At 69.9% G+C, this 20,687-nt stretch carries 38 protein-coding genes; 14 read left to right on the forward strand and 24 right to left on the reverse strand.

Annotated elements, in window-relative coordinates:
• Positions 1–3: 3 nt before the first annotated feature.
• From ABZW11_RS17190 to ABZW11_RS17250, 13 genes are all read left to right on the forward strand, one after another.
• Positions 4–429 (forward strand): hypothetical protein, encoded by a 426-nt coding sequence (locus ABZW11_RS17190; protein WP_355417879.1) that lies wholly within the window; start codon positions 4–6, stop codon positions 427–429.
• Positions 414–845, forward strand: coding sequence for a hypothetical protein (locus tag ABZW11_RS17195; RefSeq protein WP_355417882.1), 432 nt, complete (start codon positions 414–416; stop codon positions 843–845). The genes ABZW11_RS17190 and ABZW11_RS17195 overlap by 16 nt, the downstream gene beginning before the upstream one ends.
• Before the next feature lie 186 nt (positions 846–1,031).
• Positions 1,032–1,181, forward strand: a complete 150-nt coding sequence (locus tag ABZW11_RS17200; RefSeq protein WP_355417885.1) for an Arc family DNA-binding protein — start codon at positions 1,032–1,034, stop codon at positions 1,179–1,181.
• A gap of 112 nt (positions 1,182–1,293) precedes the next feature.
• Positions 1,294–1,611 (forward strand): endonuclease VII domain-containing protein, encoded by a 318-nt coding sequence (locus ABZW11_RS17205; RefSeq protein ID WP_355417888.1) that lies wholly within the window; start codon positions 1,294–1,296, stop codon positions 1,609–1,611.
• Complete coding sequence (locus ABZW11_RS17210; RefSeq protein WP_355417891.1) at positions 1,608–2,054, forward strand: endonuclease VII domain-containing protein; 447 nt, start codon at positions 1,608–1,610, stop codon at positions 2,052–2,054. Before ABZW11_RS17205 ends, ABZW11_RS17210 begins: the two co-directional genes overlap by 4 nt.
• Positions 2,051–4,570 carry a hypothetical protein gene (locus tag ABZW11_RS17215; protein WP_355417894.1) on the forward strand — a complete coding sequence of 840 codons (2,520 nt, stop codon included), beginning with the start codon at positions 2,051–2,053 and terminating at the stop codon, positions 4,568–4,570. Before ABZW11_RS17210 ends, ABZW11_RS17215 begins: the two co-directional genes overlap by 4 nt.
• Positions 4,570–7,305 (forward strand): hypothetical protein, encoded by a 2,736-nt coding sequence (locus ABZW11_RS17220; protein ID WP_355417897.1) that lies wholly within the window; start codon positions 4,570–4,572, stop codon positions 7,303–7,305. The genes ABZW11_RS17215 and ABZW11_RS17220 overlap by 1 nt, the downstream gene beginning before the upstream one ends.
• 12 nt (positions 7,306–7,317) lie before the next feature.
• Positions 7,318–8,247, forward strand: coding sequence for a hypothetical protein (locus ABZW11_RS17225; RefSeq protein ID WP_355417900.1), 930 nt, complete (start codon positions 7,318–7,320; stop codon positions 8,245–8,247).
• A complete protein-coding gene (locus ABZW11_RS17230; protein WP_355417903.1) occupies positions 8,244–8,693 on the forward strand; it encodes a hypothetical protein in 450 nt (149 codons plus the stop codon). The genes ABZW11_RS17225 and ABZW11_RS17230 overlap by 4 nt, the downstream gene beginning before the upstream one ends.
• Positions 8,690–9,016, forward strand: coding sequence for a hypothetical protein (locus tag ABZW11_RS17235; RefSeq protein ID WP_355417906.1), 327 nt, complete (start codon positions 8,690–8,692; stop codon positions 9,014–9,016). The genes ABZW11_RS17230 and ABZW11_RS17235 overlap by 4 nt, the downstream gene beginning before the upstream one ends.
• On the forward strand, positions 9,016–9,804 hold the full coding sequence (locus tag ABZW11_RS17240; protein WP_355417909.1) for a peptidoglycan recognition family protein: 789 nt from the start codon (positions 9,016–9,018) through the stop codon (positions 9,802–9,804). The genes ABZW11_RS17235 and ABZW11_RS17240 overlap by 1 nt, the downstream gene beginning before the upstream one ends.
• Before the next feature lie 56 nt (positions 9,805–9,860).
• Positions 9,861–10,421 (forward strand): hypothetical protein, encoded by a 561-nt coding sequence (locus ABZW11_RS17245; RefSeq protein ID WP_355417912.1) that lies wholly within the window; start codon positions 9,861–9,863, stop codon positions 10,419–10,421.
• A 72-nt stretch (positions 10,422–10,493) separates the two neighbouring features.
• Positions 10,494–10,868 (forward strand): hypothetical protein, encoded by a 375-nt coding sequence (locus tag ABZW11_RS17250; RefSeq protein ID WP_355417915.1) that lies wholly within the window; start codon positions 10,494–10,496, stop codon positions 10,866–10,868.
• An 88-nt stretch (positions 10,869–10,956) separates the two neighbouring features.
• On the opposite strand, the gene ABZW11_RS17255 is transcribed toward ABZW11_RS17250, so the two are convergent.
• Entirely contained in the window at positions 10,957–11,385 is a 429-nt protein-coding gene (locus ABZW11_RS17255) for a hypothetical protein (RefSeq protein ID WP_355417918.1), read from the reverse strand.
• A 72-nt stretch (positions 11,386–11,457) separates the two neighbouring features.
• The gene (locus ABZW11_RS17260; RefSeq protein WP_355417921.1) at positions 11,458–11,613 is read right to left on the reverse strand and encodes a hypothetical protein; all 156 of its coding nucleotides are present in this window, start codon (positions 11,611–11,613) and stop codon (positions 11,458–11,460) included.
• 120 nt (positions 11,614–11,733) lie between these two features.
• Between ABZW11_RS17260 and ABZW11_RS17265 the strand changes: the two genes are divergently transcribed.
• Positions 11,734–11,973: a hypothetical protein gene (locus tag ABZW11_RS17265; RefSeq protein WP_355417924.1), complete on the forward strand. Its 240-nt coding sequence runs from the start codon at positions 11,734–11,736 to the stop codon at positions 11,971–11,973.
• An 85-nt stretch (positions 11,974–12,058) separates the two neighbouring features.
• On the opposite strand, the gene ABZW11_RS17270 is transcribed toward ABZW11_RS17265, so the two are convergent.
• From ABZW11_RS17270 to ABZW11_RS17375, 22 genes are all read right to left on the reverse strand, one after another.
• Positions 12,059–12,298, reverse strand: coding sequence for a hypothetical protein (locus tag ABZW11_RS17270; protein WP_355417928.1), 240 nt, complete (start codon positions 12,296–12,298; stop codon positions 12,059–12,061).
• Complete coding sequence (locus ABZW11_RS17275) at positions 12,295–12,438, reverse strand: hypothetical protein (protein WP_355417930.1); 144 nt, start codon at positions 12,436–12,438, stop codon at positions 12,295–12,297. The genes ABZW11_RS17270 and ABZW11_RS17275 overlap by 4 nt, the downstream gene beginning before the upstream one ends.
• Before the next feature lies 1 nt (position 12,439).
• Positions 12,440–12,610, reverse strand: coding sequence for a hypothetical protein (locus ABZW11_RS17280; RefSeq protein ID WP_355417932.1), 171 nt, complete (start codon positions 12,608–12,610; stop codon positions 12,440–12,442).
• A complete protein-coding gene (locus ABZW11_RS17285) occupies positions 12,607–12,804 on the reverse strand; it encodes a hypothetical protein (protein WP_355417935.1) in 198 nt (65 codons plus the stop codon). The genes ABZW11_RS17280 and ABZW11_RS17285 overlap by 4 nt, the downstream gene beginning before the upstream one ends.
• Positions 12,805–12,809: 5 nt before the next feature.
• Positions 12,810–12,971 (reverse strand): hypothetical protein, encoded by a 162-nt coding sequence (locus ABZW11_RS17290; protein WP_355417938.1) that lies wholly within the window; start codon positions 12,969–12,971, stop codon positions 12,810–12,812.
• An 81-nt stretch (positions 12,972–13,052) separates the two neighbouring features.
• Positions 13,053–13,238, reverse strand: a complete 186-nt coding sequence (locus tag ABZW11_RS17295) for a hypothetical protein (protein WP_355417941.1) — start codon at positions 13,236–13,238, stop codon at positions 13,053–13,055.
• Positions 13,239–13,316: 78 nt separating this feature from the next.
• Positions 13,317–13,589, reverse strand: coding sequence for an HU family DNA-binding protein (locus ABZW11_RS17300; RefSeq protein ID WP_355417944.1), 273 nt, complete (start codon positions 13,587–13,589; stop codon positions 13,317–13,319).
• An 84-nt stretch (positions 13,590–13,673) separates the two neighbouring features.
• A complete protein-coding gene (locus ABZW11_RS17305; protein WP_355417947.1) occupies positions 13,674–13,847 on the reverse strand; it encodes a hypothetical protein in 174 nt (57 codons plus the stop codon).
• A gap of 80 nt (positions 13,848–13,927) precedes the next feature.
• Complete coding sequence (locus ABZW11_RS17310; protein ID WP_355417949.1) at positions 13,928–14,101, reverse strand: hypothetical protein; 174 nt, start codon at positions 14,099–14,101, stop codon at positions 13,928–13,930.
• Positions 14,102–14,440: 339 nt separating this feature from the next.
• A complete protein-coding gene (locus tag ABZW11_RS17315; protein WP_355417952.1) occupies positions 14,441–14,686 on the reverse strand; it encodes a hypothetical protein in 246 nt (81 codons plus the stop codon).
• Positions 14,687–14,719: 33 nt separating this feature from the next.
• A complete protein-coding gene (locus ABZW11_RS17320) occupies positions 14,720–14,908 on the reverse strand; it encodes a hypothetical protein (protein WP_355417955.1) in 189 nt (62 codons plus the stop codon).
• A gap of 86 nt (positions 14,909–14,994) precedes the next feature.
• Positions 14,995–15,192, reverse strand: coding sequence for a hypothetical protein (locus ABZW11_RS17325; RefSeq protein ID WP_355417958.1), 198 nt, complete (start codon positions 15,190–15,192; stop codon positions 14,995–14,997).
• Between the two features lie 112 nt (positions 15,193–15,304).
• On the reverse strand, positions 15,305–15,451 hold the full coding sequence (locus ABZW11_RS17330; protein ID WP_355417961.1) for a hypothetical protein: 147 nt from the start codon (positions 15,449–15,451) through the stop codon (positions 15,305–15,307).
• Positions 15,448–15,630 (reverse strand): hypothetical protein, encoded by a 183-nt coding sequence (locus ABZW11_RS17335; RefSeq protein ID WP_355417964.1) that lies wholly within the window; start codon positions 15,628–15,630, stop codon positions 15,448–15,450. Before ABZW11_RS17335 ends, ABZW11_RS17330 begins: the two co-directional genes overlap by 4 nt.
• Positions 15,627–15,848 (reverse strand): hypothetical protein, encoded by a 222-nt coding sequence (locus ABZW11_RS17340; protein WP_355417967.1) that lies wholly within the window; start codon positions 15,846–15,848, stop codon positions 15,627–15,629. Before ABZW11_RS17340 ends, ABZW11_RS17335 begins: the two co-directional genes overlap by 4 nt.
• Positions 15,849–16,115: 267 nt before the next feature.
• Positions 16,116–18,188: an FtsK/SpoIIIE domain-containing protein gene (locus ABZW11_RS17345; protein WP_355417970.1), complete on the reverse strand. Its 2,073-nt coding sequence runs from the start codon at positions 18,186–18,188 to the stop codon at positions 16,116–16,118.
• 41 nt (positions 18,189–18,229) lie between these two features.
• Complete coding sequence (locus ABZW11_RS17350; RefSeq protein WP_355417973.1) at positions 18,230–18,493, reverse strand: hypothetical protein; 264 nt, start codon at positions 18,491–18,493, stop codon at positions 18,230–18,232.
• Positions 18,493–19,614, reverse strand: a complete 1,122-nt coding sequence (locus ABZW11_RS17355; protein ID WP_355417976.1) for a hypothetical protein — start codon at positions 19,612–19,614, stop codon at positions 18,493–18,495. Before ABZW11_RS17355 ends, ABZW11_RS17350 begins: the two co-directional genes overlap by 1 nt.
• Positions 19,615–19,827: 213 nt before the next feature.
• On the reverse strand, positions 19,828–19,971 hold the full coding sequence (locus ABZW11_RS17360; RefSeq protein WP_355417979.1) for a hypothetical protein: 144 nt from the start codon (positions 19,969–19,971) through the stop codon (positions 19,828–19,830).
• Positions 19,968–20,255 (reverse strand): hypothetical protein, encoded by a 288-nt coding sequence (locus tag ABZW11_RS17365; RefSeq protein WP_355417982.1) that lies wholly within the window; start codon positions 20,253–20,255, stop codon positions 19,968–19,970. The genes ABZW11_RS17360 and ABZW11_RS17365 overlap by 4 nt, the downstream gene beginning before the upstream one ends.
• Before the next feature lie 130 nt (positions 20,256–20,385).
• Entirely contained in the window at positions 20,386–20,517 is a 132-nt protein-coding gene (locus tag ABZW11_RS17370; protein WP_355417985.1) for a hypothetical protein, read from the reverse strand.
• Positions 20,517–20,681, reverse strand: a complete 165-nt coding sequence (locus tag ABZW11_RS17375) for a hypothetical protein (RefSeq protein WP_355417988.1) — start codon at positions 20,679–20,681, stop codon at positions 20,517–20,519. The genes ABZW11_RS17370 and ABZW11_RS17375 overlap by 1 nt, the downstream gene beginning before the upstream one ends.
• Positions 20,682–20,687 lie beyond the last annotated feature (6 nt).

Consider the following 20,687-nt stretch of genomic DNA (forward strand, 5'->3'; position numbering starts at 1 on the left):
GTCGTGGCAAAAGAGACAGGTCTCGCGTGGTCCGCGCTGTCGATCGACGACAGCGGCGGCACGCTGAGGGACATCAGGAACGACGTCACCAACTTCGAGTTCGCGACGCCGCGCGCCGTGCAGGACGTGACCGGCGTGGACAAGTCGGCGATGGAGCGGCTGCTGCTGCTCGCGGACATGTCGCTGTCCCTCAACGGGGTGTTCAACGACGCCAGCAACGCCTCGCACGACGTGTTCAAGACCGTTCCCAGCAGCAGCGTGGCCAGGCAGGTCACGCTGACTGTGTCCGGGCAGACGCTCGGCACGACGCCGCAGGTGGAGTTGCTGTTCACCGACTACGCCTTGACCAGGGCGGCTGATGGAAGCCTTACGTTCCAGGCACCCGGTGTGCTCGCCAACGGCGTCGTCCCCACATGGACGTCCGCGTGACCGGGTACGTGCGCCCGCGCACGCTCAAGCTCACATGGGCCGACGGCGAGTTCGCCGGCCTGGAAGTACGCGCCAAGCGGTGCAGCCTGGAGATGTTCCTCAAGCTCGCCCCGGTCATAGAGGGCGGAATCGACACGTCCACGGAGGAGGGCCGCGCCGAGTTCGTAGAGCGATTCCGCGAGTTCGGCGGCTACCTCGTGAGCTGGAACGTCGAGGACGAGGACGGCCAGGCGGTGCCGTGCACGCCGGACGAGTTCGTGGCCATGGACCCGGCGTTCGCTCGGGAAATTCTCGACCAGTGGGCTGAGGCGATCGCTGGGGTCGCCGCCCCTTTGGAGCAGCCATCGCCCGCTGGCGAGCCGTCCCTGGTGGCCTCACTGCCGATGGAACCCCTGTCGTCGAGCCTCGCGAGCTGAGCGAGGCGCGCTGGCTGCTGGCCCAGTGCGAACGCTTCGGCTGCCTGCCGTCGGCGCTGCTGGCGGAGGATGCGGGGCTGCTGCGGTTGCTGCGGTTGGAGGAGATGGCCGGACCCGGCCCGGGAGAGGGGGTGTGACCTTGGGAAACGCCAGACAGTGGTGTCGTGGCGACACTAAAATGGTGTCATGGTTCGATTCACGCTGCGCATCCCCGACGACCTGTATGAACAGGTCGCAGAATCCGCCGCCACGTCCCGCCGCTCCCTCAATGCACAGGTGCTCTGGCTCCTGGAGCAGGCACTCCAGCCCGCCCAGGAGGCCGAGCGTGGTGAGTGAGAAGACCTGCACTCTGTGCGGCAAGGCGAAGCCGCTCACCGCGTTCAGTCCGCACACGGGAGGGCGACACGGTGTGCATAGTCGCTGCAAGGTGTGCCAGTCGCAAAAGGCCATGGAGTGGCGCGACAACAATCGCGAAAAGGTCTTGGACACCTACCTTCGACGGGCCTTCGGCGTCACCCTCGATCATTACCGGGACCTTCTCGCCAAGCAGGACGGAGGGTGCGCAATCTGTGGGTGGAGCCCCGATGTTCCCCTGGAGTCGCAGCAAGGGCAGGGGCGCCACGCCCGCCTAGTCGTGGATCACTGCCACGCCACGGGAAAGGTACGGGGACTCCTCTGCGGCATGTGCAATAAGGCCATCGGACACCTCCGCGAGGACCCTGCCATCGTTCAGCTCGCCGCCGAGTACTTGGAGGCAAGGGCATGAACGAGATCACCAAGAAGTGCACGCGATGCTCGGAAGACAAGCCGCTTGCGGCGTACGGCAAGAACCCGAAGGGCATTCACGGTAGGCAGAGCCGATGCAACCCCTGCCTGGCTATTGTCGCGAGGGAAAGGCGCGGAGGGGCGCAAGGGAAAGACCTCGACACGCATCTCCAGCGGACCTTCGGGATCACGCTGGAGCAGTACACCGAGATGCTTCAGGCGCAGAATGGCGCCTGCGCGATCTGCGGCGACATCCCCATCCCACTGGACGAGTACCGCATACGGAAGCAAGGCATTTCCACGCGGCTGGCCGTCGATCACTGCCACGAGACCGGTCGGGTTCGCGGGCTGCTGTGCTCCCCCTGCAACAAGGGCATCGGCCAACTCCGCGATAGCCCGGCCCTCGTTCGAAAGGCACTCGCCTACCTCCGGGGGGCCACTTGAACGAAATCGAGATCGTCATCACCGGGAGGAACCAGTCCGGTCCCGCCTTGGCGGAAGCCCGCGCCGACGCCCGGAAAACCGGCGTCCAGATCCGGGACGATCTCACCAAGTCGGGGCGGGACGGCGGCAAGAATGCGGGCGACGGTATCCGTGACGGCATCGAGTCCGGCGCCCGGCGGGGCGGCCAGATCGTCTCCGGGTTCGCGTCCGGCACTCTGAAGACCTTCAGCCGGCTCGGCCCTCTCATGGGGGCGGCGGTCACTGCCGGGCTGGTCGGGGCTGAGGCGGCGGCGGGAGCCTCGGCCGGCGCGATCACGCTGGCGTTGGGCGGCGCGGTGACCACGGTCGGCATGGTGTCCGCGGCCCAGTCGATGCGGGTGCGGCGTGAGTGGTCGGAGACGGGCCGCGTCCTGAAAACCGAGCTGGCGGACGCCGCGCAGCCGATGGAACGCTCCGCCATCAAGGCGGCGGCGGTCACGCGGCGGACGTTCGGCCAGCTCAAGCCGTACCTGGCGACGTTCTTCGACAACAGCCAGCCTTCGGTCGACCGGTTCATCAAGTCGATCGGCAGCGGCGTCGCCTCCCTGGGTGACTCGCTGGGGCCGCTGGAGCGCGGTTACAGCGCGGTGCTGGACGCGATCTCCGGCCGGACCCCGGCGATCTTCGCCAACCTGAACGACTCGATTACCGAGCTGGCGATCACTGCCGAGATGAGCGCCGACGACATCGCCGCCGCCCTTGAAGGTGTGTCGGCTGTGGTCAGCGGCATCTCGTCGAGCGTCCGCTTCCTGGCTGAGGATTTCGACGCGGGTAGCGACCACTGGTCCACGTTCTTCGACGAGCTGGGCCGCGGCACCATGATTTGGGACGCGTGGAGCAAGGGTGAGGCGGCGTCGGAGGCGGTGCACCGCAAGTACGCTGACGCTGCCGCCGCGGCGACGGCCGCCAACGATGGGCTGGGTGATTCGGCGCGCGGGGCGGCGGCTGGGATGCGGGACTTGGCGGCCGAGTTCGAGGCCCTCACCGGACCCGCGCTCGACGCCGCCGAAGCGCAGATCCGCGTCGAGGAGGCGATCGACCGGGCGACGGAGTCCATCCGGGAGAACGGCCGCACGCTGAACGTCAACACCGAGAAGGGCCGCGCCAACAAGGAAGCGCTCATCGACATCGCGCGGGCGGCGCAAGAGCACATTGCGGCGATGCAGGCGGAGGGCGCGTCGGCGGACGCCATCACCGCCAAGTACGGGGCGTACCGTGGCCAGCTGGTGGCGGCGGCCCGGCAGGCGGGGCGGACCAAGGAGCAGGCGGAGCGGCTGGCGGACGCGTGGCTGGCGATGCCGGAGTCGGTGGTGACGCACGCGCGCGGCAACCTGTCCGACCTCGAACGGAAGATTTCGGCTGCGAAGGCGAAGCTGAAGGATCCCAATTTGACGCACCCGCAGCGGACGGCGATCCGGGCGGAGATCTCCGATTTGCAGCGGAAGGTGGCGCAGGCGAAGGCGTCGCTGGCCAGCATCAAGAGCCGGTCGGTGTCGGTGTTCGTCAACCAGATCTACCGTTCGTCGGGCATCGGGGTGGGCACGGTGCTGGCGCCTCAGCGGGCGCACGGCGGCATCACCGGCGGCCTCGGCGGGGTGAAGCGGTTCGCTGATGGCGGCGTGTCCGGCGCCGGGTCCAGCCTCGCCATGGTGGGCGAGCAAGGCCCCGAGCTGGTGCGCTTGCCGGTGGGTTCGACGGTGACGCCGGCCGGGCAGACCAGGGCCCGCATGGGTATGGGCGGCGGGTTCGGCAGCATCTCGATGGCGTTCCGGCAGGCGCAGACCAGCGGGTTCGGCGACGGCGGTGCGGGCGGGCTGCGCGAGTCGCTGCGCGAGCTCGTGTCGTTCCGGGATGCGCTCGAAAAGCTCAGCTCCAGCCTCATCGGCCAGACCCGCGCCGTCAGCGCCTACGAGGCCGCCTGGGACGCCGCAGGGAGGTCGCTGAAGGAGAACGGCAAGAGGTTGTCGCTCACCACCGAGAAGGGGCGCGAGAACCGCGGCGCGCTGATGGACTTGGCGGAGGCTGCGCGCGAGGTCATCATCGCCATGCACGAGCAGGGCCGCAGCCGCTCGACCATGCTTTCGACGATGAAGGAGCAGCGCTCCGAGTTCATCAGCATGGCCCGCCGGATGGGCTTGTCGAAGAAGGACGCCGGGGCGATGGCCGACCGGATGGGCCTCACCACCGCCGGCGTACGCAGCGCCCTCGCCGCCTCCTCCGGCAAAGCGGCGGGCGGCCCGGCGGGCGGCTGGACGATGGTGGGCGAGCGCGGCGCCGAACTCGTGCGGCTCCCCTTCGGTAGCCAGGTGACGCCGGCCGGGCAGACGGCGGCCATGATGGCGGCTGCCGCTCCGGCTCCGGTCGTGCTAGAGCTCCGCTCCTCGGGGTCGGCGGTGGACGACATGCTGTTGAAGATCCTGCGGAACGCGGTCCGGGTGCGCGGCGGGAATGTGCAGCTTGTGCTGGGGAGGGCATGATGGCGTTCCCGCAGGATGTGTTGCCGCTGGTGGTGGAGCTGTACTTGGACGGGGCGTGGGTGGACGTCACCTCGCACGTCTACCGGCGGGACATGGTGCAGATCCGTCGCGGCCGGGCGGATGAGGCCGGGCAGGTCGACCACAGCTCGTGCACGCTCACCCTCAACAACAGGTCGGGCGACTACAGCCCGCGCAACCCGGTCGGCGCCTACTACGGGCAGCTTGGCCGCAACACCCCGATCAGGGTGGCGGTCGAGGACGGCGACGCCTATCTGGTGCTGCCGGGCGGCGACGGCGACAAGATGACCTGCCCGGACGCGAGCGGCCTCGGCATCACCGGCGACCTCGACGTGCGGATCGACCTCACACTGGACGACTGGCACGCCGTCTCCGACCTGGCCTGCAAGTGGGTGGCCACCGGCAACCAGAGAAGCTGGGCGCTGTACATCAACGCGAACGTGCTGGTGCTGGAATGGTCGGCGGACGGCACCGCCACCACCCTGTCGAGATGGACGACGGTGGAGGTGCCGTTCCCAGCTTCTGGCAGGCAGGCTCTTCGCGCCACCTTGGACGTCAACAACGGCAGCAGCGGCCACACGGTGACGTTCTACCGGGCCGACACGATCGACGGCTCGTGGGAGCAGCTCGGCGACCCAGTCGTCACCGCAGGCACCACCAGCGTGTTCGACTCCACGGCCGGTATCGAGGTCGGCGACATCGCCGTCTTCGCCGGCGACGCCACGACGGGCAAGCTGCACGCCTTCGAGCTGCGCAACGGGATCGGCGGCACGGTGGTCGCCAACCCCGACCTGTCGGGCCAGACGCCCGGCGACACATCGTTCGCGGACACGGCCAGTTCGCCGAACACGTGGACGCTCGAAGGCGACACGGAGATCTCCAACCGCCGCTACCGCTTCCACGGCGAAGTGAGCAGCTGGCCGCCTCGCTGGGACATCTCCGGGCAGGACGTCTACACGCCGGTTGAGGCGGCCGGGGTGCTGCGCAGGATCAGCCGCGACGACACCGTGCTCGGCTCCGCCATCTACCGCGGCATCATCTACGCGTCCGGGATGATCGCCTACTGGCCGATGGAGGACGTCGAGGGTTCGACGTCGCTGGCGCCCGCTTTCGATCACGGGCCGCTCGCCATCATCGGCGCACCGGAGTCGGCGTCCTACGAGGGGTTTGTCGCGTCGAATGCGCTGCCGGTGCTGCGGGACGCTGAGCTGCGCGGGAACCTGCCGTTCTACACGGGCACGGGCGTGCACCAGGTGCGTTTCCTGCTGGCCGTCCCGGAGGCCGGCGACGGCAACGATCAGGGTGTCCTGACTATCTACTCGACTGGCAGCGTCCGCAGGTGGGAGGTGCACTACGGGACGGGCGGAACCCTCGGGCTGCGCGGGATCGACGCTGGGGGCACGACCTTGTTCGATACCGGCGACATCGCGTTCGCGGTGGACGGAGAGCGGCTGCTGGTGGCTGTCGAGCTGACGCAGGACGGCGCCGACATCGACTACACGCTGGTCACGGTGCCGGAGGGGGCGACGGTCGGGTCTGCGTCGTCGGGGACGCTCGCCTCCAACACGGTGGGCCGGATCGGGTCGGTGATCGTGAATCCGGGGGGCGGCCTGGACGGGACGACGGTCGGCCACCTGTCCGTGCAGAACGTCATCACCACCGTGTTCGATCTCGGGTCGCAGCTGGACGCGTGGCGGGGCGAGACTGCGGGCCGCCGGATCGAGCGGCTGTGCTCCGAGGCGGGGTTGGCGTTTCGCGGGGTGGGTGACCTGGACGCTACAGCCAGGTTGGGCGCGCAGCGTCCGGGCACGCTGATCGGGTTGTTGCGGGCGGCAGCCGACACGGACGCTGGCATGCTGTTCGAGCCGCGCGACGTGCTCGGCCTCGGCTACCGGACGCGCGAGAGCCTCTACAACCAGACCGCGCGGCTCGCCCTCGACTATGAGGCGCACGAGCTGGCCGATGCCCCCTCTCCGGTCGATGATGACCAGGCGATCGTCAACGACGTCACCGTCACCCGCGAAGGCGGTAGCAGCGCGCGGGCGGTGCAGGAGACCGGGACGCTCAGCGTGCTGGACCCGCCGGACGGTGTGGGCCGCTACCCGCAAGAGGTCACGCTGGCCGTGCAGTACGACCTGGACCTGTTCGAGCAGGCCGGCTGGCGGCTGCATCTCGGCACGGTCGATGAGGCGCGGTATCCACAGCTGTCCCTCAACCTCGCCCACGAGTCGTTCGCCGGCGACGCGGATCTGACCGACGCGGCGCGTCTGCTGGAGGTGGGCGACCGCGTCACCGTCTCCAACCCTCCGCCGTGGCTGCCGCCCGAGGAGATCTCCCAGCTCGTGCAGGGCTACGCGGAGGAGCTCGGCAACTTCGAGCAGGCGATCACCCTCAACTGCAGCCCGGCCAGCCCGTACGAGGTGGCCACCTACGACGGGACGGCCCGCTACATGCCGGTGGACACGGTGCTGAACGAGGCGCTGGACACGACGGAGACCGGGGTGGACATCACGACGCCGACCGGGCCGCTGTGGTCCACCGCTGCCAGCGGGTTCGACGTGATGATCGGCGGCGAGCGGATGACCGTGAGCGCGGTCGGCTCGGCGACCGGCACCGCGCAAACCCTGACCGTCACCAGGAGCGTCAACGGGGTCGTGAAGTCGCACGACTCCGGTACGCCGGTCGAGCTGTTCCTGCCCGCCATCTACGCGCTATGAGAGGAGGAGCCGTTGCCTGACATCCTGGTTGGTGCGCCGATCTCCGCTGGTGACCGGCCTGCGGCGGTGTGGGCGTCGGACTCCACCATCGTCAACCCGATCACCAACACCACGTACGCCGCGGCGTCGCCGGCGGTGGAGGTGACGTTCACCGCGCCGCTCTCGGGCGCCGTCCTGCTCAGCGTCGGCCTGGGCGCGTCCGGCCTGGCTGGCGGGCAGCGGGTGCTCGTCACCCCGGAAATCCGCCAGAACAACGTCAGCGGGTCGGTGGTGCTCGCCGCGAACACGACGACGGAGGTGCAGCGCGGCTGCGCTGTCCCCGGGCAGTCCACGCTCAACGCCCACCGCAGCAGGACCACCCTGCTCACCGGGCTGACGCCGGGAGGCACCTACTACGGGCGGGTGATGTACCGGGCCACCGGCGCCAGCAGCGCTCGTATCGACGTGCGGGAGATCGTCGTCATGCCGACCCCGCTCGGCTCGTCGTTCGCGGGCCGCCCGGTGCGGGCGTTCGACTATCCGCCCGCCGTCTGGTCTCAGGACACGACGGCGATCAACAACCCGTCCAACGCCAGCTACACGACCGGCAGCCCGGCCGTGGAGGTGACGTTCGTGGCGCCTACCTCGGGCCGGGTGCTGCTGATCGTCGGCGGCGGGCTCGGCAACAGCGCGGGCGCGGACCGCATCTTCCTCAGCCCGATCGTCCGCGAAACCAACTCCTCCGGCACGGTCATCCTCACCCCCTCCGTCACCAACCGCGGGTTCGGCAGCGACAACGCCAGCGTCGGCCCGCACTACGGCAGCCGCGAATCCGTGCTGGAGGGGCTCACCCCGGGCCAGGTGTATTACGCGGCCGTGCAGTACGCGGTGGCCACCGGCGACGCCGGATCGTCGGCGGCGGACATCAACTGCCGCGAGATCATCGTGGCGGCGATCCCGTGAGCGCGGCAGGCGACCTGGTGCGCACCCTGCCGCCCGCGAGCTTCGTGCACGACGACACCAGCATCTTCAACCTCACCAACAGCTCCTACGAGGCGGGAACGCCGGAGGTCGGGGTGTACTTCGTCGCCCCGCCGTCCGGCACCGTGCGGCTCACCCTGGGCGGCGGGTTCCGCGACAACACCGCGACGGACAGGATCTTCCTCGCCCCGGAGTTGTTCGAGGAGAACAGCGACGGCGAACGCATCCTCGCGCCCAGCGTGACAGCGCGCGGCTACCTGTCGATGAAGGAGGACACCCAACCCCAGTACGGGTGCCGAGTCTCCCTCATCACCGGCCTGACCGCGGGCCAGCTCTACTACCTGCGCACCATGCATCTCGCCAGCCCCGGCAGCGGCGCCCAGGCCGACATCGCGGCCCGCGACCTGATCGTGATCCCGATGCCATGACCGGGAACCCCACGCTCGACGTGTTCATCGCCGCCAGCTCGATCGCGGGCGGACTCGGCCTGCTGTTCGTGGTCGCTCGCATCGCTCGCTGGCTGTGGCGGCTGTTCCAGCGGATCGACGACTTCGTTGACGACCTGCGCGGCACGCCGGCCCGGCCTGGGGTGGCGGAGCGGCCGGGCGTGATGGAGCGGCTGGCCCGGCTGGAGCAGGAGCTGGCGACGGTGCGGCACGAGGTGACCGCCAACGACGGGTCCAGCTTGAAGGACGCCGTACGCAGGGTGGAGAGCAAACTCACCACCCATCTCGACAGTCGGGAGGACTGATGCGGATCACACCGCGCTCGGCGTTCGGGTGGCCTCCGTCCGCCGCCGACACCGCCAACCCCCGGCTGGGGCTGGTCGTCCACTATGACGGCTCCAACCAGGGCCTCGCCGGGCGGCCGCACAGCGCGTGCATCGCCTACTGGAAGAGCACCCGCACCTTCCACACGGGCAGCGCGAGAGGCTGGGCGGACATCGGCTATTCGTTCGCTGCGTGCCCTCACGGCGAGGTGTTCGAGGGCCGCGGCCTGGGCCGCTACCAGGCGGCGCAGGGCACGACGGCGGGCAACGCGAACTGGTACAGCGTCACCCTGATGTCGGGGCCGGGTGAGGATCCGACGCCCGCCCAGATCGACGCGGTCCGGCAGTTGCGCGCCTGGCTGATGTCGAAGGGTGTGGGCGGCGGTGTGCGCGGCCACCGCGACTTCGTTTCGACGTCGTGCCCGGGAGATCGGCTCTACGGGCTCATCAAAGGTGGCGTCTTCGGTAGGGCGCCCGATCAGCAGGAGGAGGGCGACGTGAGCGCGAAAGACAACTGGCAGCACGAACTCAAGGTGCCGTACGGAAGCGAGGACAACCCGGCGTGGCAGGCCGGGAACATCCTGGTCAACAACGGCGTCTGGCTGCGGAAGATCTCGGCGCAGGTGGCAGCGCAGAGCGCGACCATCACGGCGATGGCGGAGGCGCTCGCGGCCCGGGATGGCGAGATCGACGTGGAAGCGCTCGTGCAGCGGATCAACGACGCGATCAGCCAGGTCACCGTACGGCTCGACGTCCCCGACCCGGCCTGACCGCAAGACTCCCGCCCGGACCGTCTGGGCGGGCACCCGAGAAGAGGAGCAACCTCATGCTCAGACGTATCCTCGCGGCCTTAGCGGTCGCGTTCCTCGCCCTCGCCGTGGCCGGCCCGAGCACAGCCGCCGCGGCGGACGTTCCCGGCCTGCGGATCGGCACGGTCGGATACAACGCGTACGGCGCAGACGTCGCGTCTAACCGCAACTCGGAGTTCGTCGAGGTCGTGGCCGACGACACCGCCCCAGCGGAGGGCGTCAACGTCGCCGGCCTGCTCGTGCAGGACGCGTGGGCGCGCGGCCGCGACAAGACGACGGGCTGCAACACCTTCACGCTGAAGCCCGGCGTGCTGCCGGTGGAGGACGGCCAGCCGGGCGACGTGCTGCCGAAGGGCGCGACGTTGCGCGTCCACATGGGGCCCGGCGCGCCCGCTATCGACGCGGGCGGCGTCCGGCACGTGTACGCCGACATGAGCACGAGGTGCGGCTACAACGGCCACATCTTCAACAACGGGCCCGGCTCGAACCGGTGGGCCGACTGGGACCGCGCCTGGATCACCCTTGACAGCAACAGCGAGTCGAAGCCGTACAACTTCACGCGCGGCTACGTCGCCTGACCTGGGCGTCCTGCCCGGCAGGTTCCAAGAACCCGACCTCGAATGAGGCGGCACCCCCTGAAGGAGGGGCACATGAGAATCCTCGGACGTGAGCCCGCACTGTGGCTCACCCTCATCCAGACCGCCGTCGCGCTCGCCGTCGGCCTCGGCCTGGCCGTCACCGGCGAGCAGGTCGGCCTCATCAACGCCGCCGCCGCGGCGGTGCTCGCCCTGGTTGCTGCGGTGGCGGTGAGGCCGTTCCCGGTGCCGCTGCTGATGGGCGCCATCCAGGCGATGCTGGCGCTCGGGGTGGGGTTCGGCCTCGCCTTGTCGCCGGAGCAGGTCGGCCTGGTGAACGGGGCGGCGGCTGGGCTGGTCGGGTTCATTCTGCGGATGCACGTCTCCCCGGCTCCCGCGAGGGAGGGCGGGCGGGGCGTCCATTCTGGGCGGGATCTGGCCGGCTTGTAGGCGGGCGGGTACGCTGGCCGGTGACGCCTGAGACGCCAGACGCCCCGCCCTCCGTCGTGGAGGTGCGGGGCGTTGTCGTGCGGGCGGGTCAGGGGAGGTTGAGCTCCTTGACCCGGTCGCCGCACAGGCGGGAGATGTTGTCGCTCAGCCAGACGTCGCAGATGCCGCCGATCGTGGTCTCATCGCACTCGGCGGCGATGCGGGCGACCAGGGCGCAGAGCTGGTACGGGGTGTACCGCTCCTTGATGAGGTTAGAGCAGACCGCGTTTATCCGGCCGGTGGAGATGCTCTTGTACAGGGCCATGGCCACAATGCGGATCCGGAACGTGACCTCGCTGCAGTCGGGGCGCATCAGCGAGTTGAGCACCCTGGCGTACCGGGGCGTGTCGTACTGGCCCAGGATCTCCCAGCCCTCGCGGTCCTGCATGACGTACCTGCGGGTGCGGGTGCCGACTCTGATGGCCTTGGCGATCTCGCGGGCGGTCATCGTCTCGTGCGCCTCGGTCATGGCGGGCATCTCGTCCTCCGTGGTGCGTAGCTTGCTGGGGTCTGTTTGCGGGTGGGCCCCGGTTTTTCGGGGCCGGGCGGGCTACCAGGGCCAGAGGGTGGGGGCGATTTCGCGGATCCTCTTCCAGAACCGGTCCTCGCTCGCGGCGTCCATGTGGCTGCTGAAGTCGATCAGGTCCTGCACGGTGATGCCGGGGGTGACGATGAGGATCTCCGCCTTGGCCTCTGCGCTGGTCATGTGGTGCTCCTGTGTCTCGTGCCGTCGCCCTTGTGACCACTACGTTAGGCCAACCCAGTTAGGCTGTCAAGCGCGTTAGGCCAACTAGACATGGCCCAACCTGGATGGCATTATGGGGGCATGGAACCCATGACCGACGACGAGATCCGCGCCATCAAAGCCGACTACGACGCCGACCTCGACAAAGCAATGCAGCGCCGAGACGAGCGCCTCCGCGCCGCCATAGCGTCCGGCCGCAAGCAGGCCGACCTCGTACGCATCACCGAGTGGAGCCGCGAAGCCGTCCGCCAGGCGCTCAACCCCGAGGCCCGCGAGGCCGTACGGCGCGCCCGCGCCGCCAAGAAGGAAGTCACCGGCTGAGCCGAGCACCACCGGCCAGCCGTAGCCTGAACAGTAGAGAGCCCCGGCGCGTGGGGAAGCGCGGCCGGGGCTCTCACCTTTTGGGCTAGTCCCACATCAGGTCATGCACCGCGGCCGGATCCTTCTGCGCCAGGAGAGCGAGCTGCAGGTGGGTCATCCCGGCCTTCTGAGCGCCCTCCCACACCAGCTTGGGGGACGCGGCGCCCACCATGTGCTGGAGGATGTCGGCGCAATACAGCGCCATCGCGCCCGCGTCGTCGGCGTTCGCGTTGCCGACCTTCCGGGCCGCCGCCAGGGCTTGCTCGTAGGTGAGGGCGGCGCTCACGTCTCGTCTCCTTCGTCGATTTTGCTGTCCACCCACTCCTCGACCCGCTTGGCGGTCTTGGAGCCGGTCAGTTCGGCGGCGAACATGGCCGTCACCCCGACTGCGAGCAGCGCCGCGCCCTTGAGCCCGTCTGCTGCCACGTCACGCCCCCTTCTGGCGGAGCACGGCCAGCGCCTCCGCCACCGTGTCCACCCCCTGCACCGTTGTGATCAGGCCGCCTTTGGCGACGGTGACCGACGACTCGCCGTTCTTGCGGGTCACCCAGTGCTCGTACGAGGTGACGGGGTCCATCCACGGGCTCGACGACATCACGGCCGCCTCCCGTGCCGCTTGTCGAGCAGCGCGAGATACTCGGGCGTCCCGAACTCCGGGCACGTGCACGGGCTCTTCGTGCAGAGCACGCAGCGCGGGCTGCTGGTCTCGCCGGCCGCGTAGGCGTCGAAGTCGGGCGACCACTTCGCGCCCAACTGGTCGAGCAGCTCCTTGGCGGTCTTCGGCTGGCTCATGCTGTTCACCTGTCCTCTTCGGTTGCTTTGCGGACGCTGATCCGCACGCCAGCCTCCGCTGCCGCCCGCTTCAGCGCTGCGAGGTCGGCGTCGCTGTAGACGGCGTGCGGGGTGCCGCCGAACGGCCGGTCGTCGTACACCCGGACGAAGTACTTCACCTGCGGCATCGGTGCATCCCTCCTCACTGCTTCGTATGTGGATCGGTTGAGGGCGGGTGGCCCGGCCACCAGGACCGGGCCACCCGAGTTTCAGCAGGCCCGGCAGTTGCGGGCGTGGTCCTCAGCCCAGGACGCGGCCACGTCGCGCATGCGCTCGCCGCAGCCCTTGCACTCCCAGCGGCCGATGGCGTGCCTGCTCGGCCCGTCGTTGGTGCCGGTCTTGACCCACTTGACGTCCGCGCCGCCCTGGTTGCGGTACCGCAGGGTGTTGTTCATGCCGTTTCCTTTCGATCCTTCGGGTTGGGTTGGGGGGCGGGTGGCCCGGCCGCGCCAGGACCGGGCCGCCGCGAGGGGCTAAGCGGAGACGGTGTCCTTGAACGCGCGGCCGGGCTTGAACGCCGGCACGTGCTTGCTGGCGACGTGCACGGTGCCGCCCTGCGGGCTGCGGCGCTCGCCGCCCTCGCGGAAACGGCGCTCGAACACGCCGAACCCGGGCACCGTCACCTTGTCGCCCTTCGCGACCGCGTCCTGGACGACCTCGGTGGTCGCGTTGACGACCGCCGCCACGGCGGCCTTGCTCTGGCCGGTCTTGGCGGCGATGGCGTCGACGAGCTGGCTCTTGTTCATGGTGTTGCCTTTCTGGTCGATGGAGCGCTCCGCTCCGGGCGTCCGCCCCCCGCGAGAGGGAGCGGGCACCCGCAACGTCAGCGGTCAGTAGGCGGTGCAGCGGTTGGCATGCACCTGAGCCGACTCAGGGGCGACGTGACCGCGCGTCCAGCCGCAGCCGCCGCACTCTGCCGGGCCGAAGTCGTGCATGAATTCGGGGTTCTTCTTCCAGGTGACGGTGCTTCCGCCAGCGGTCCGGTAGTTGACTTTGCCCTTCATCGAAGTCCCCTTTCGTGGAGCGCTCTGCTCCGGACACGCGCCCGGACGGCGCCGGGCGCGATCCGCAACCCAGCGCGGGGCTACGTCGCAGGCGGAACATCCGCCGCGCTCCGCCCCGGGAACTTGCCCGCCCGCGTCTCAGCGCGGACGATCAAACTCGCCTCCAACCCGCTCTTGCCGGCGGCGCGCAGCTCCCGGTAGCGGGCCGTCTGCTCAGGAGTGGGCGGCGGATAGGTGTCGTCGGTGCTGGCCATGTAGTTCTCCTTCGATCAGGAACGGATAGGGCGGGGCTACTTGAGGAGGACGCTGCCGACGCCCTTACACACGTCGCACTTCTGGGTGAGGGGGTAGTGCGGGTCGCGACCTTTGCCCTGGCAGTTGCTGCACTTGACGACGTGCCCCGGGCACGGCTGCTGCTGGTCGGCCATCAGAATCTCCTTCGTCTCGTCGGTCGGGGCCGGTCGCCCCGGGCACCCCGCCGCCACGGCGGACGGCGGAGCACCCCGGACGGCCGGATCAGCCAGATATCCGGGCGTCGGGGAGGTGGTGCTCGGTGTCGAGATCGGCGGCGTAGAAGGCGCGTCGGCAGCGGTTCACTGCCACCACCTGCGCGGCTTCGCGGCGGCCCGGAAGTCGCGCTCGTTCGCCTCCGCCACCTTGCGGTCCTCGCCGGCCTCGCGGGCGAAATACCGGTCGGCCTGCGGGTCGGTGCTGGCGCCCGACTGCAGCCGCTGCCGGTGGTGGCGCTCCCGCCGCCCAGCCTCGCGGGCGTCCCCGGCCGCGCCGTCGGCCAGCGCTGTCCACTCCTCGACGGCGGCGCGCTTGTTCTTCCTGCCCATGACGATCTCCTCCTGCGTGATGGGGTGCGCCGGTCAGCGGTTGTGCGGGATGGCGAGCTCGTGGCCGCCGCCGCACCAGCCGCCGTACTCGCCGAACTGCTGATCGTTCGTGACGAACGTGTCCTGGCCGCAGTGCGGGGCAGGGCAGGTGAGGTCCGCCATCCACTGCGCGCCGACCTGGCGCGGCCGGATGGTGACCGGGCCGACGTTGATCCACCGCATGGGATCTCCTTTCGCTGAAGGTGGGGAGCTGCCTGCTCCGGAACCCGCCCAGCCCCAGGGGAAGCGGCTGGGCAGGAACCGCAACATCAGCGCCGGTCCGGGCAGACCGCCTCGCCGCCGCACCGGTGCAGGCCGCACGTGCCGCACACCTGCGTAGGCTCGACGCGCGCCCGCCACCCCTGCTCGCGGGCGAGGCCGGCGTACGACTTCGCGCTGCGCTTTGTGGTGGTGGCCTTGGCGGAGTGGCCGTTCACGATGACCCGGTACCGGTCGAGCACGGTCACCGCCTCCCCGACCCCTTGCAGGCCGGGCAGTCCGCCGCCAGGGCGAGCCCGTTCCCGGACGGCTGGCCGACGATCTCGCCGGAGCCGTTGCAGTCATCGCACGCGCGCATGATCAGTCCTTCCTGTCGTTGAGCTGGTTGCGGTACCGGGCGGCCATCAACGCGCTCACCGCCGCCTCGTCGTGCTGGCCTCGCGCTGTGAACGTGGCGGCGGCCTGCTCAGCGGCCAGAGCCGCCTGTTCGAGCTCCCGGCGGGTCACGGCGACTTCTCGACCGGGTCGTGGGCCAGCCACGCCACCGTCGCCACCGACAGCACAGTCGTGGCCACCGCCGCGAGCACCGCCACCGCGGTGTTGCCGGCGAACGCCTGCCACAGACCGAACAGGGTGCCGCCGCCCACGACGGCGCCGAAGACGGCCAGCTTCAGGAAGGCGCTCACTTGAACGAGTCCACGACCTTGTTGGCGACCCGCCGCATCGCCTTGTCGGCGCCGCGGCGGCCCAGCTTCTTGACCAGCTTCTCCTCGGCGGCCCGCCGCTGGGCGCCGGTCGCGCCCGTCTTGTCGGTGTTCCACCCGTTGGCCTGGTAGGCGAGCTTCTCCTCCTCGTTGGCGGCCTGGGCCCGCCCCTTGGCGCGGGCGAGCTTCTTCTCCGGCATGCGGTCGAACATGGTTCCCTACTCTCTTGATCGGCGTTGTGGGGAATGTGGGAGCGGCTGCTCCGGGCGGCCCTCCACAGGGGTGTGGAGGACCGGCCGCAACCACCGCTCGAAGCGGGTAGCGGAGCCAGAGCGAGGTAGCGGTCCGCTACCTCACGCCGCTACCGCGCTGACCTGCAGAAAGACACGGAAGGTAGCGGGTAGCGGCACCCCTCCAAACGGCCCTGAGAGCCCCTCTGGAGACGGTTCGAGGGGCGCAGCCGCCCGCTACCCACGGGTGACCTCGCGCCGCTCAGCGGCGGCCTGAACCTCCGCCAGCAGGCAGCCCTTCAGCACCGCGCCGGCGGCCTTCACGTTGAGGGTCGACACGCCCATGCCGCGCAGCAGTGCACTCAGCGAGTCCCCGGTCAGGTCGTCATACGCCTCCGGCCGGAACCTGGCCAGCGCGTCCGCCAACTGCTGCCACTGCGCCCGGTCCCGCCCGGTCGGCCATACCTGCATGACATCGACCAGCACGTCCACGCGCGGCATCTCCTCGTCGTCAGCCCAGGCCGGGCGGCCGCCGCGCAACTGGATCGCGCGGCCGAGGATCTTCTTCGTCGTCTTCTCATCCGGGTACTGCGACCGGACCGCGGTCGGCGCGGCCAGGCCGGTCACCATGCCCCAACCAGCGTCGATCTCCGGCCGGAAGCTCGTGCCCGTGATGCCCCGCTTGTACGAGCCGGTGCCGAGGATCATGTCGTTCGCGATGTGGTCCTGAACGGCGAGGCACCAGCGCATGTTCACGCAGCGGGTGATGCCGGGCGGCAGCGAGTCCTTGTCCGGGATCTGCGTGGCCAGGATGAAGATGATGCCGAGCGCACGACCACGCTTGATGGCGCGTTCCGCCTTGTCAGCGGCCTCCTTCGACGCGCCGAACAGCTCGTGCACCTCGTCCAGCAGCACCACCACCGGGTGCAAGCCGACACCGGCCGCGGCCAGGTCAGGCGTCACCTTGCCCTCAGGGGCGCGGCCCTCCGCCCGGAACTTTTTGATCAGCTTGCCGCGGCGTTCGGCCTCCGCCAGCGCCCAGTCGACGATCCGCTCGCCCTCTTCGATCGCCTCGTCATCGACGCCGCACACGTACGTGGAGCACAGGCCGGCGTCGTAGAAGTCGGTGAAGTCGCCCGTCCCCTTGTACTCGGCAATCTTGAACTCGACGTACGGGTCCAGCGCCGCCACCAGCGCCAACGCGCGAGCGGCGTACGACTTGCCCGACCCGGGCATGCCTCCGATCAGCCAGTTGCGGGCGAACAACGGCGCTGCGACAGCGCGTTGCCGCTGGTCGGCGCCGAAATCGGCCGCCTCGAACACGCTAGTGCGGGCACCGTCGGCGGCGATCGACCACTTCGGCGGCTTCATCTTCGACGCGGGCTGGAAACCGACCCACAGGTCGAGCTGGCCAGCATGGTCCGGCCCTGCGGTCGGCCACACCTGGTCGATCGGCAGACGCAACGCCGACGACAGCTTGCCGCGCTTCTCGCACACGTCCACCGCCTCCACCCCGATCGGCAGGTTGCAGCGGGCCAGCTGGCCAGGCCCGTCGCGGTGAATCTGCGCCGGGAACGTGATCTTTTTCGGGTCCTTCAGCCCGGCTACGCCGATCGCGCACAGCGCCTCCCGCACCTTCTCCGCCGTCAACCGCTCATAGCGGGTGACCTGCACAGACGGCCCGACCAGCGGCTTATCCACCGGACGGCCAGCGCGGGCCAGCCCGAACAGGACGCCGCCCCACAGCGGGACTTGCGCCCACCACGGCAGCGTCAGCCATGCCGCCGCCCCACCCCCGGCCGTCGCCACAAGCGCGCCCCCAGCCAGCGGCAACCTGCTCTTGATGTTGTCCTTCCTGCGGGCGACCAGCCGCTCGTACTCGTCCACGTTGCCGCTGGCCAGCGCATTCCTGCGCGCCGGCGTGGTCTCCATGTCCCACGTCCACCGCCACCCCTTGGCGATGAGCCGGCCGCCACCGACGGGCGCCCACCGCAGCGCACGCCCCACATACATGGGGGTGCGACTCGCCTGAAACGCCACCCGATACCCGGCCTGACCTGCAACGTAGCGGGCCGCAGCCTTCAAGTCCTGCTTGGAGCGCGCCCACGCGGGCACGATCGGCTGACGCTGCACCACGGCGCGGCCGGTGATGGTGGCGAACACCTTCGGCGGCTCGACCTCGGCAGGCAGATCGACGGGCGGCCCGGTCAAGGTCTCCTCGACTGCCACCTCCGCGTCGGTCTCGCTGGGCAGCTCGACCTCGCGGCCAGTCTCGGCGTCGCGCTCGGTGGCGTTCGTGGGCTCCTCCAAGGGGTCGGGGTTGCCGCCGGGGATGAGGCGAAAGGGCCTGGTCACGATGCCTCCCTGGGCGTGTCGAGCCGTCCGGCGGCGATGGCGATCACGCCGCCTACGAACGCGGCGGCCTGCACGACCACGTGCAGCGCCTCCACCAGCAGCAACAGCGTGTGACGCAGCAGATGACGGCCAGCCGTCCCGGCAGCCTTCCAACCGACCGTGGCGGCAGCGGCCCGGATCTCAGCCCGCGCCTCAGCTCCACGCGGGGTGCACATCGTGCACGCGGCCAGGCAGAACAGGGCTATCAGGGCGAGCACCATCACTGGCCCCCGTCCGAGTCGGAGCCGGCGGCGAGCAGGTCGCGGACATCGCGCGCGGTGTCGGTCCCGACCTTGATCCCCTCAGCCCTCAGCGCTTCGCGGATCTTCTGGACGCCGGCGCTCGGGGGCAGCACGCCAGCCTGAATCAAAACCCGGATCTTGTCGGCGAGGACGGCCGGATCGGGACGTACCGAGGGGCTACCGGAGGCCGCGCCACCCGACGCGTTTCCCCTGTACTCCCTGCCAGTACCCCCCCTCACGGTAGGCCGCACAATCGTCGGCACCGGAAGATCAGACAGCACCTTCCACAACGTGGGCAGAACCCACACGGCGAGCACCGCGGCGACCGGCCCCAGCGAGTGCACGATCAAGTCCAGCAGATCGAAGTCGATCCGGAATGCGGGCCAGCAGTTGAGCACCAGCGTCATGGCCAGCAGCACCAGCTCCACCCGGAAAAGGCGTCGCCCCTCCGCGCTCTTGCGGTCCACGACCCGGCCCCGGATCGCCGAATAGGCTTGCACACCGACCGCCGCCAGCAGCGGCAGCGACAGCACAGCCTCGACGCCGTACGACGCCCACCAGCCGAGATCGGCGCGGGTGAGGTCGAGCGCCTTGACGACGCTGGCCTGCACGCCAATCGACGACACAGCGAGCGCGATCCCGGCCGCGGACATCACCATCGTCGTGGTGACCCGCCGCACCTTGGCGTCGCGGTAGGCGATGGCGGCCGGGTGCTGGCCGAGCTCGTGCAGCCTGGCGGCCTCCCAGGTGCGGCGGCGCAGCTTGCGAACCTTGCTGGTGTCCAGGGTGAGCGGGATATCGTCGTCCTGCAGCTCGGCGAGCAGGTGCGCTTCGGCGACCTCCTGGCGGAGCTTCTGGACGCGGCGGGTTTCGCCGTCGGCGAGCAGCACGAGCGGCCTCGGCTCATCCTCGTCGTCGTACGGGTCGCCGTCGTCGTCGGGGTCGATGAGCACGGCGTCGGCCGGCTCATCGTCCTGGACGGCGGGCAGCGCAGCCGGGGGCGGCTGCGTGAGGGCTTCAACTTCGGCAAGCACGGCGGCGATCTCCTCCGGGGAGGGCTCGCGCGGCGGCTCGCCGGGCGGATGGGCAGTGGTGTTCATGGGTGTGTCGCTTTCTGATAGCTGCGGGAAGAAGGCTTGGTGGTGGTTCTGGCGTCGGGTGAGCCGCCCCCGCCCGGGGCCGGGGCGGCAGGACTCGACGTCAGCGGTGTTCGTGCTCGCCGCCGTCCTCGTTCTGCAGCGCTTCCGCCATCGCGGAGTCAAGCCGGTTGACCTCGGCAACCCGGTCGGCGAGCTGCTGCCGCTCCTCCGGCGTCACCGCTTACCTCCCGGCTTGCAGGAAGGGCAGGTGCAGCCCTTCCGCACCAGACACGGCCGGTCGGCCGGGGCGACCCTGGCGCCGGCGCGCATCGCCTCGTCGAGGGTGGCGAGCGCCGCCTCCATCTCGGCGTTCGTCATGACGCGACCGCCCACGACGTGCCCGCAGCCGACACCGCGCGACCCACCGCCACGGCCACGTACTCCGGGAGCCGCAACTCGTTGCCGTCCTCGTCGTGCACGACCACCTCGGGCGGCTCGCCGTCCCGCTGCGTCCGATCGACACACACAGTGCCGCCGTCGTCCGTACGGATCGTGGCGACCTCGACCGTGTGCGCCGACTCGGTCGAGTGGTCGGCGACACAGCCGGCCGGGCACGGCCGCTCCGTCTCATGCGGGCGGACGAGCGTCATAGAATTACGCATTGATCACTCCTGTTGAGGCAGGTGGTTGATCGGCCAGGCGGGTGTTCACAGCACCCGCCTGACCCTTGTCTGGATCCGCTAAGACGGTCCGCGAACCGCCCAGACATGCTGGACGGTCGGGCGCACCGGCCTACTCAGACCTCGGGTTGAGCGCCGCCTCCATGTCCTTGACGGCCTGACGGGCAACCGCCAACGCCTCCATAGCGGCCTCGGCGTGCCTGCCCTGGGCGGCGAGCTCCCTCGACCTCTCCAGGTCGGCCATCACACGAGAACCTTGTTGAAGAACACCGCGAGCTGGTCGGCGCCGTGCACGATGCCGTCGAACACGGAGTTGACCGCGCCGGCCGCCTGAGCGGGCCGCGTGAACAGGTAGAAGACGACGAACGCGATGGCCGTCCACTTCAGGATCGTCTTGGTACGGGACATGGTCTT

Origin of the sequence: Nonomuraea sp. NPDC004580 (assembly GCF_040609855.1) — a bacterium.
GTDB lineage: Bacteria > Actinomycetota > Actinomycetes > Streptosporangiales > Streptosporangiaceae > Nonomuraea > Nonomuraea salmonea.

Excerpts from the sequence above, each read along its gene's own strand:
- ABZW11_RS17235 (WP_355417906.1), top strand. The coding sequence starts at position 8,690 with ATGACCGGGAACCCCACGCTCGACGTGTTCATCGCCGCCAGCTCGATC.
- ABZW11_RS17370 (WP_355417985.1), bottom strand. The coding sequence starts at position 20,517 with ATGGCCGACCTGGAGAGGTCGAGGGAGCTCGCCGCCCAGGGCAGGCAC.
- ABZW11_RS17200 (WP_355417885.1), top strand. The coding sequence starts at position 1,032 with ATGGTTCGATTCACGCTGCGCATCCCCGACGACCTGTATGAACAGGTC.
- ABZW11_RS17265 (WP_355417924.1), top strand. The coding sequence starts at position 11,734 with ATGGAACCCATGACCGACGACGAGATCCGCGCCATCAAAGCCGACTAC.
- ABZW11_RS17195 (WP_355417882.1), top strand. The coding sequence starts at position 414 with ATGGACGTCCGCGTGACCGGGTACGTGCGCCCGCGCACGCTCAAGCTC.
- ABZW11_RS17285 (WP_355417935.1), bottom strand. The coding sequence starts at position 12,804 with ATGAGCCAGCCGAAGACCGCCAAGGAGCTGCTCGACCAGTTGGGCGCG.
- ABZW11_RS17290 (WP_355417938.1), bottom strand. The coding sequence starts at position 12,971 with ATGCCGCAGGTGAAGTACTTCGTCCGGGTGTACGACGACCGGCCGTTC.
- ABZW11_RS17355 (WP_355417976.1), bottom strand. The coding sequence starts at position 19,614 with ATGAACACCACTGCCCATCCGCCCGGCGAGCCGCCGCGCGAGCCCTCC.
- ABZW11_RS17255 (WP_355417918.1), bottom strand. The coding sequence starts at position 11,385 with ATGCCCGCCATGACCGAGGCGCACGAGACGATGACCGCCCGCGAGATC.
- ABZW11_RS17375 (WP_355417988.1), bottom strand. The coding sequence starts at position 20,681 with ATGTCCCGTACCAAGACGATCCTGAAGTGGACGGCCATCGCGTTCGTC.
- ABZW11_RS17365 (WP_355417982.1), bottom strand. The coding sequence starts at position 20,255 with ATGCGTAATTCTATGACGCTCGTCCGCCCGCATGAGACGGAGCGGCCG.
- ABZW11_RS17310 (WP_355417949.1), bottom strand. The coding sequence starts at position 14,101 with ATGGCCAGCACCGACGACACCTATCCGCCGCCCACTCCTGAGCAGACG.
- ABZW11_RS17245 (WP_355417912.1), top strand. The coding sequence starts at position 9,861 with ATGCTCAGACGTATCCTCGCGGCCTTAGCGGTCGCGTTCCTCGCCCTC.
- ABZW11_RS17205 (WP_355417888.1), top strand. The coding sequence starts at position 1,294 with ATGGAGTGGCGCGACAACAATCGCGAAAAGGTCTTGGACACCTACCTT.
- ABZW11_RS17240 (WP_355417909.1), top strand. The coding sequence starts at position 9,016 with ATGCGGATCACACCGCGCTCGGCGTTCGGGTGGCCTCCGTCCGCCGCC.
- ABZW11_RS17260 (WP_355417921.1), bottom strand. The coding sequence starts at position 11,613 with ATGACCAGCGCAGAGGCCAAGGCGGAGATCCTCATCGTCACCCCCGGC.
- ABZW11_RS17315 (WP_355417952.1), bottom strand. The coding sequence starts at position 14,686 with ATGGGCAGGAAGAACAAGCGCGCCGCCGTCGAGGAGTGGACAGCGCTG.
- ABZW11_RS17220 (WP_355417897.1), top strand. The coding sequence starts at position 4,570 with ATGGCGTTCCCGCAGGATGTGTTGCCGCTGGTGGTGGAGCTGTACTTG.
- ABZW11_RS17300 (WP_355417944.1), bottom strand. The coding sequence starts at position 13,589 with ATGAACAAGAGCCAGCTCGTCGACGCCATCGCCGCCAAGACCGGCCAG.
- ABZW11_RS17320 (WP_355417955.1), bottom strand. The coding sequence starts at position 14,908 with ATGCGGTGGATCAACGTCGGCCCGGTCACCATCCGGCCGCGCCAGGTC.
- ABZW11_RS17305 (WP_355417947.1), bottom strand. The coding sequence starts at position 13,847 with ATGAAGGGCAAAGTCAACTACCGGACCGCTGGCGGAAGCACCGTCACC.
- ABZW11_RS17340 (WP_355417967.1), bottom strand. The coding sequence starts at position 15,848 with ATGCCGGAGAAGAAGCTCGCCCGCGCCAAGGGGCGGGCCCAGGCCGCC.
- ABZW11_RS17250 (WP_355417915.1), top strand. The coding sequence starts at position 10,494 with ATGAGAATCCTCGGACGTGAGCCCGCACTGTGGCTCACCCTCATCCAG.
- ABZW11_RS17360 (WP_355417979.1), bottom strand. The coding sequence starts at position 19,971 with ATGACGAACGCCGAGATGGAGGCGGCGCTCGCCACCCTCGACGAGGCG.
- ABZW11_RS17295 (WP_355417941.1), bottom strand. The coding sequence starts at position 13,238 with ATGAACAACACCCTGCGGTACCGCAACCAGGGCGGCGCGGACGTCAAG.
- ABZW11_RS17210 (WP_355417891.1), top strand. The coding sequence starts at position 1,608 with ATGAACGAGATCACCAAGAAGTGCACGCGATGCTCGGAAGACAAGCCG.
- ABZW11_RS17350 (WP_355417973.1), bottom strand. The coding sequence starts at position 18,493 with ATGGTGCTCGCCCTGATAGCCCTGTTCTGCCTGGCCGCGTGCACGATG.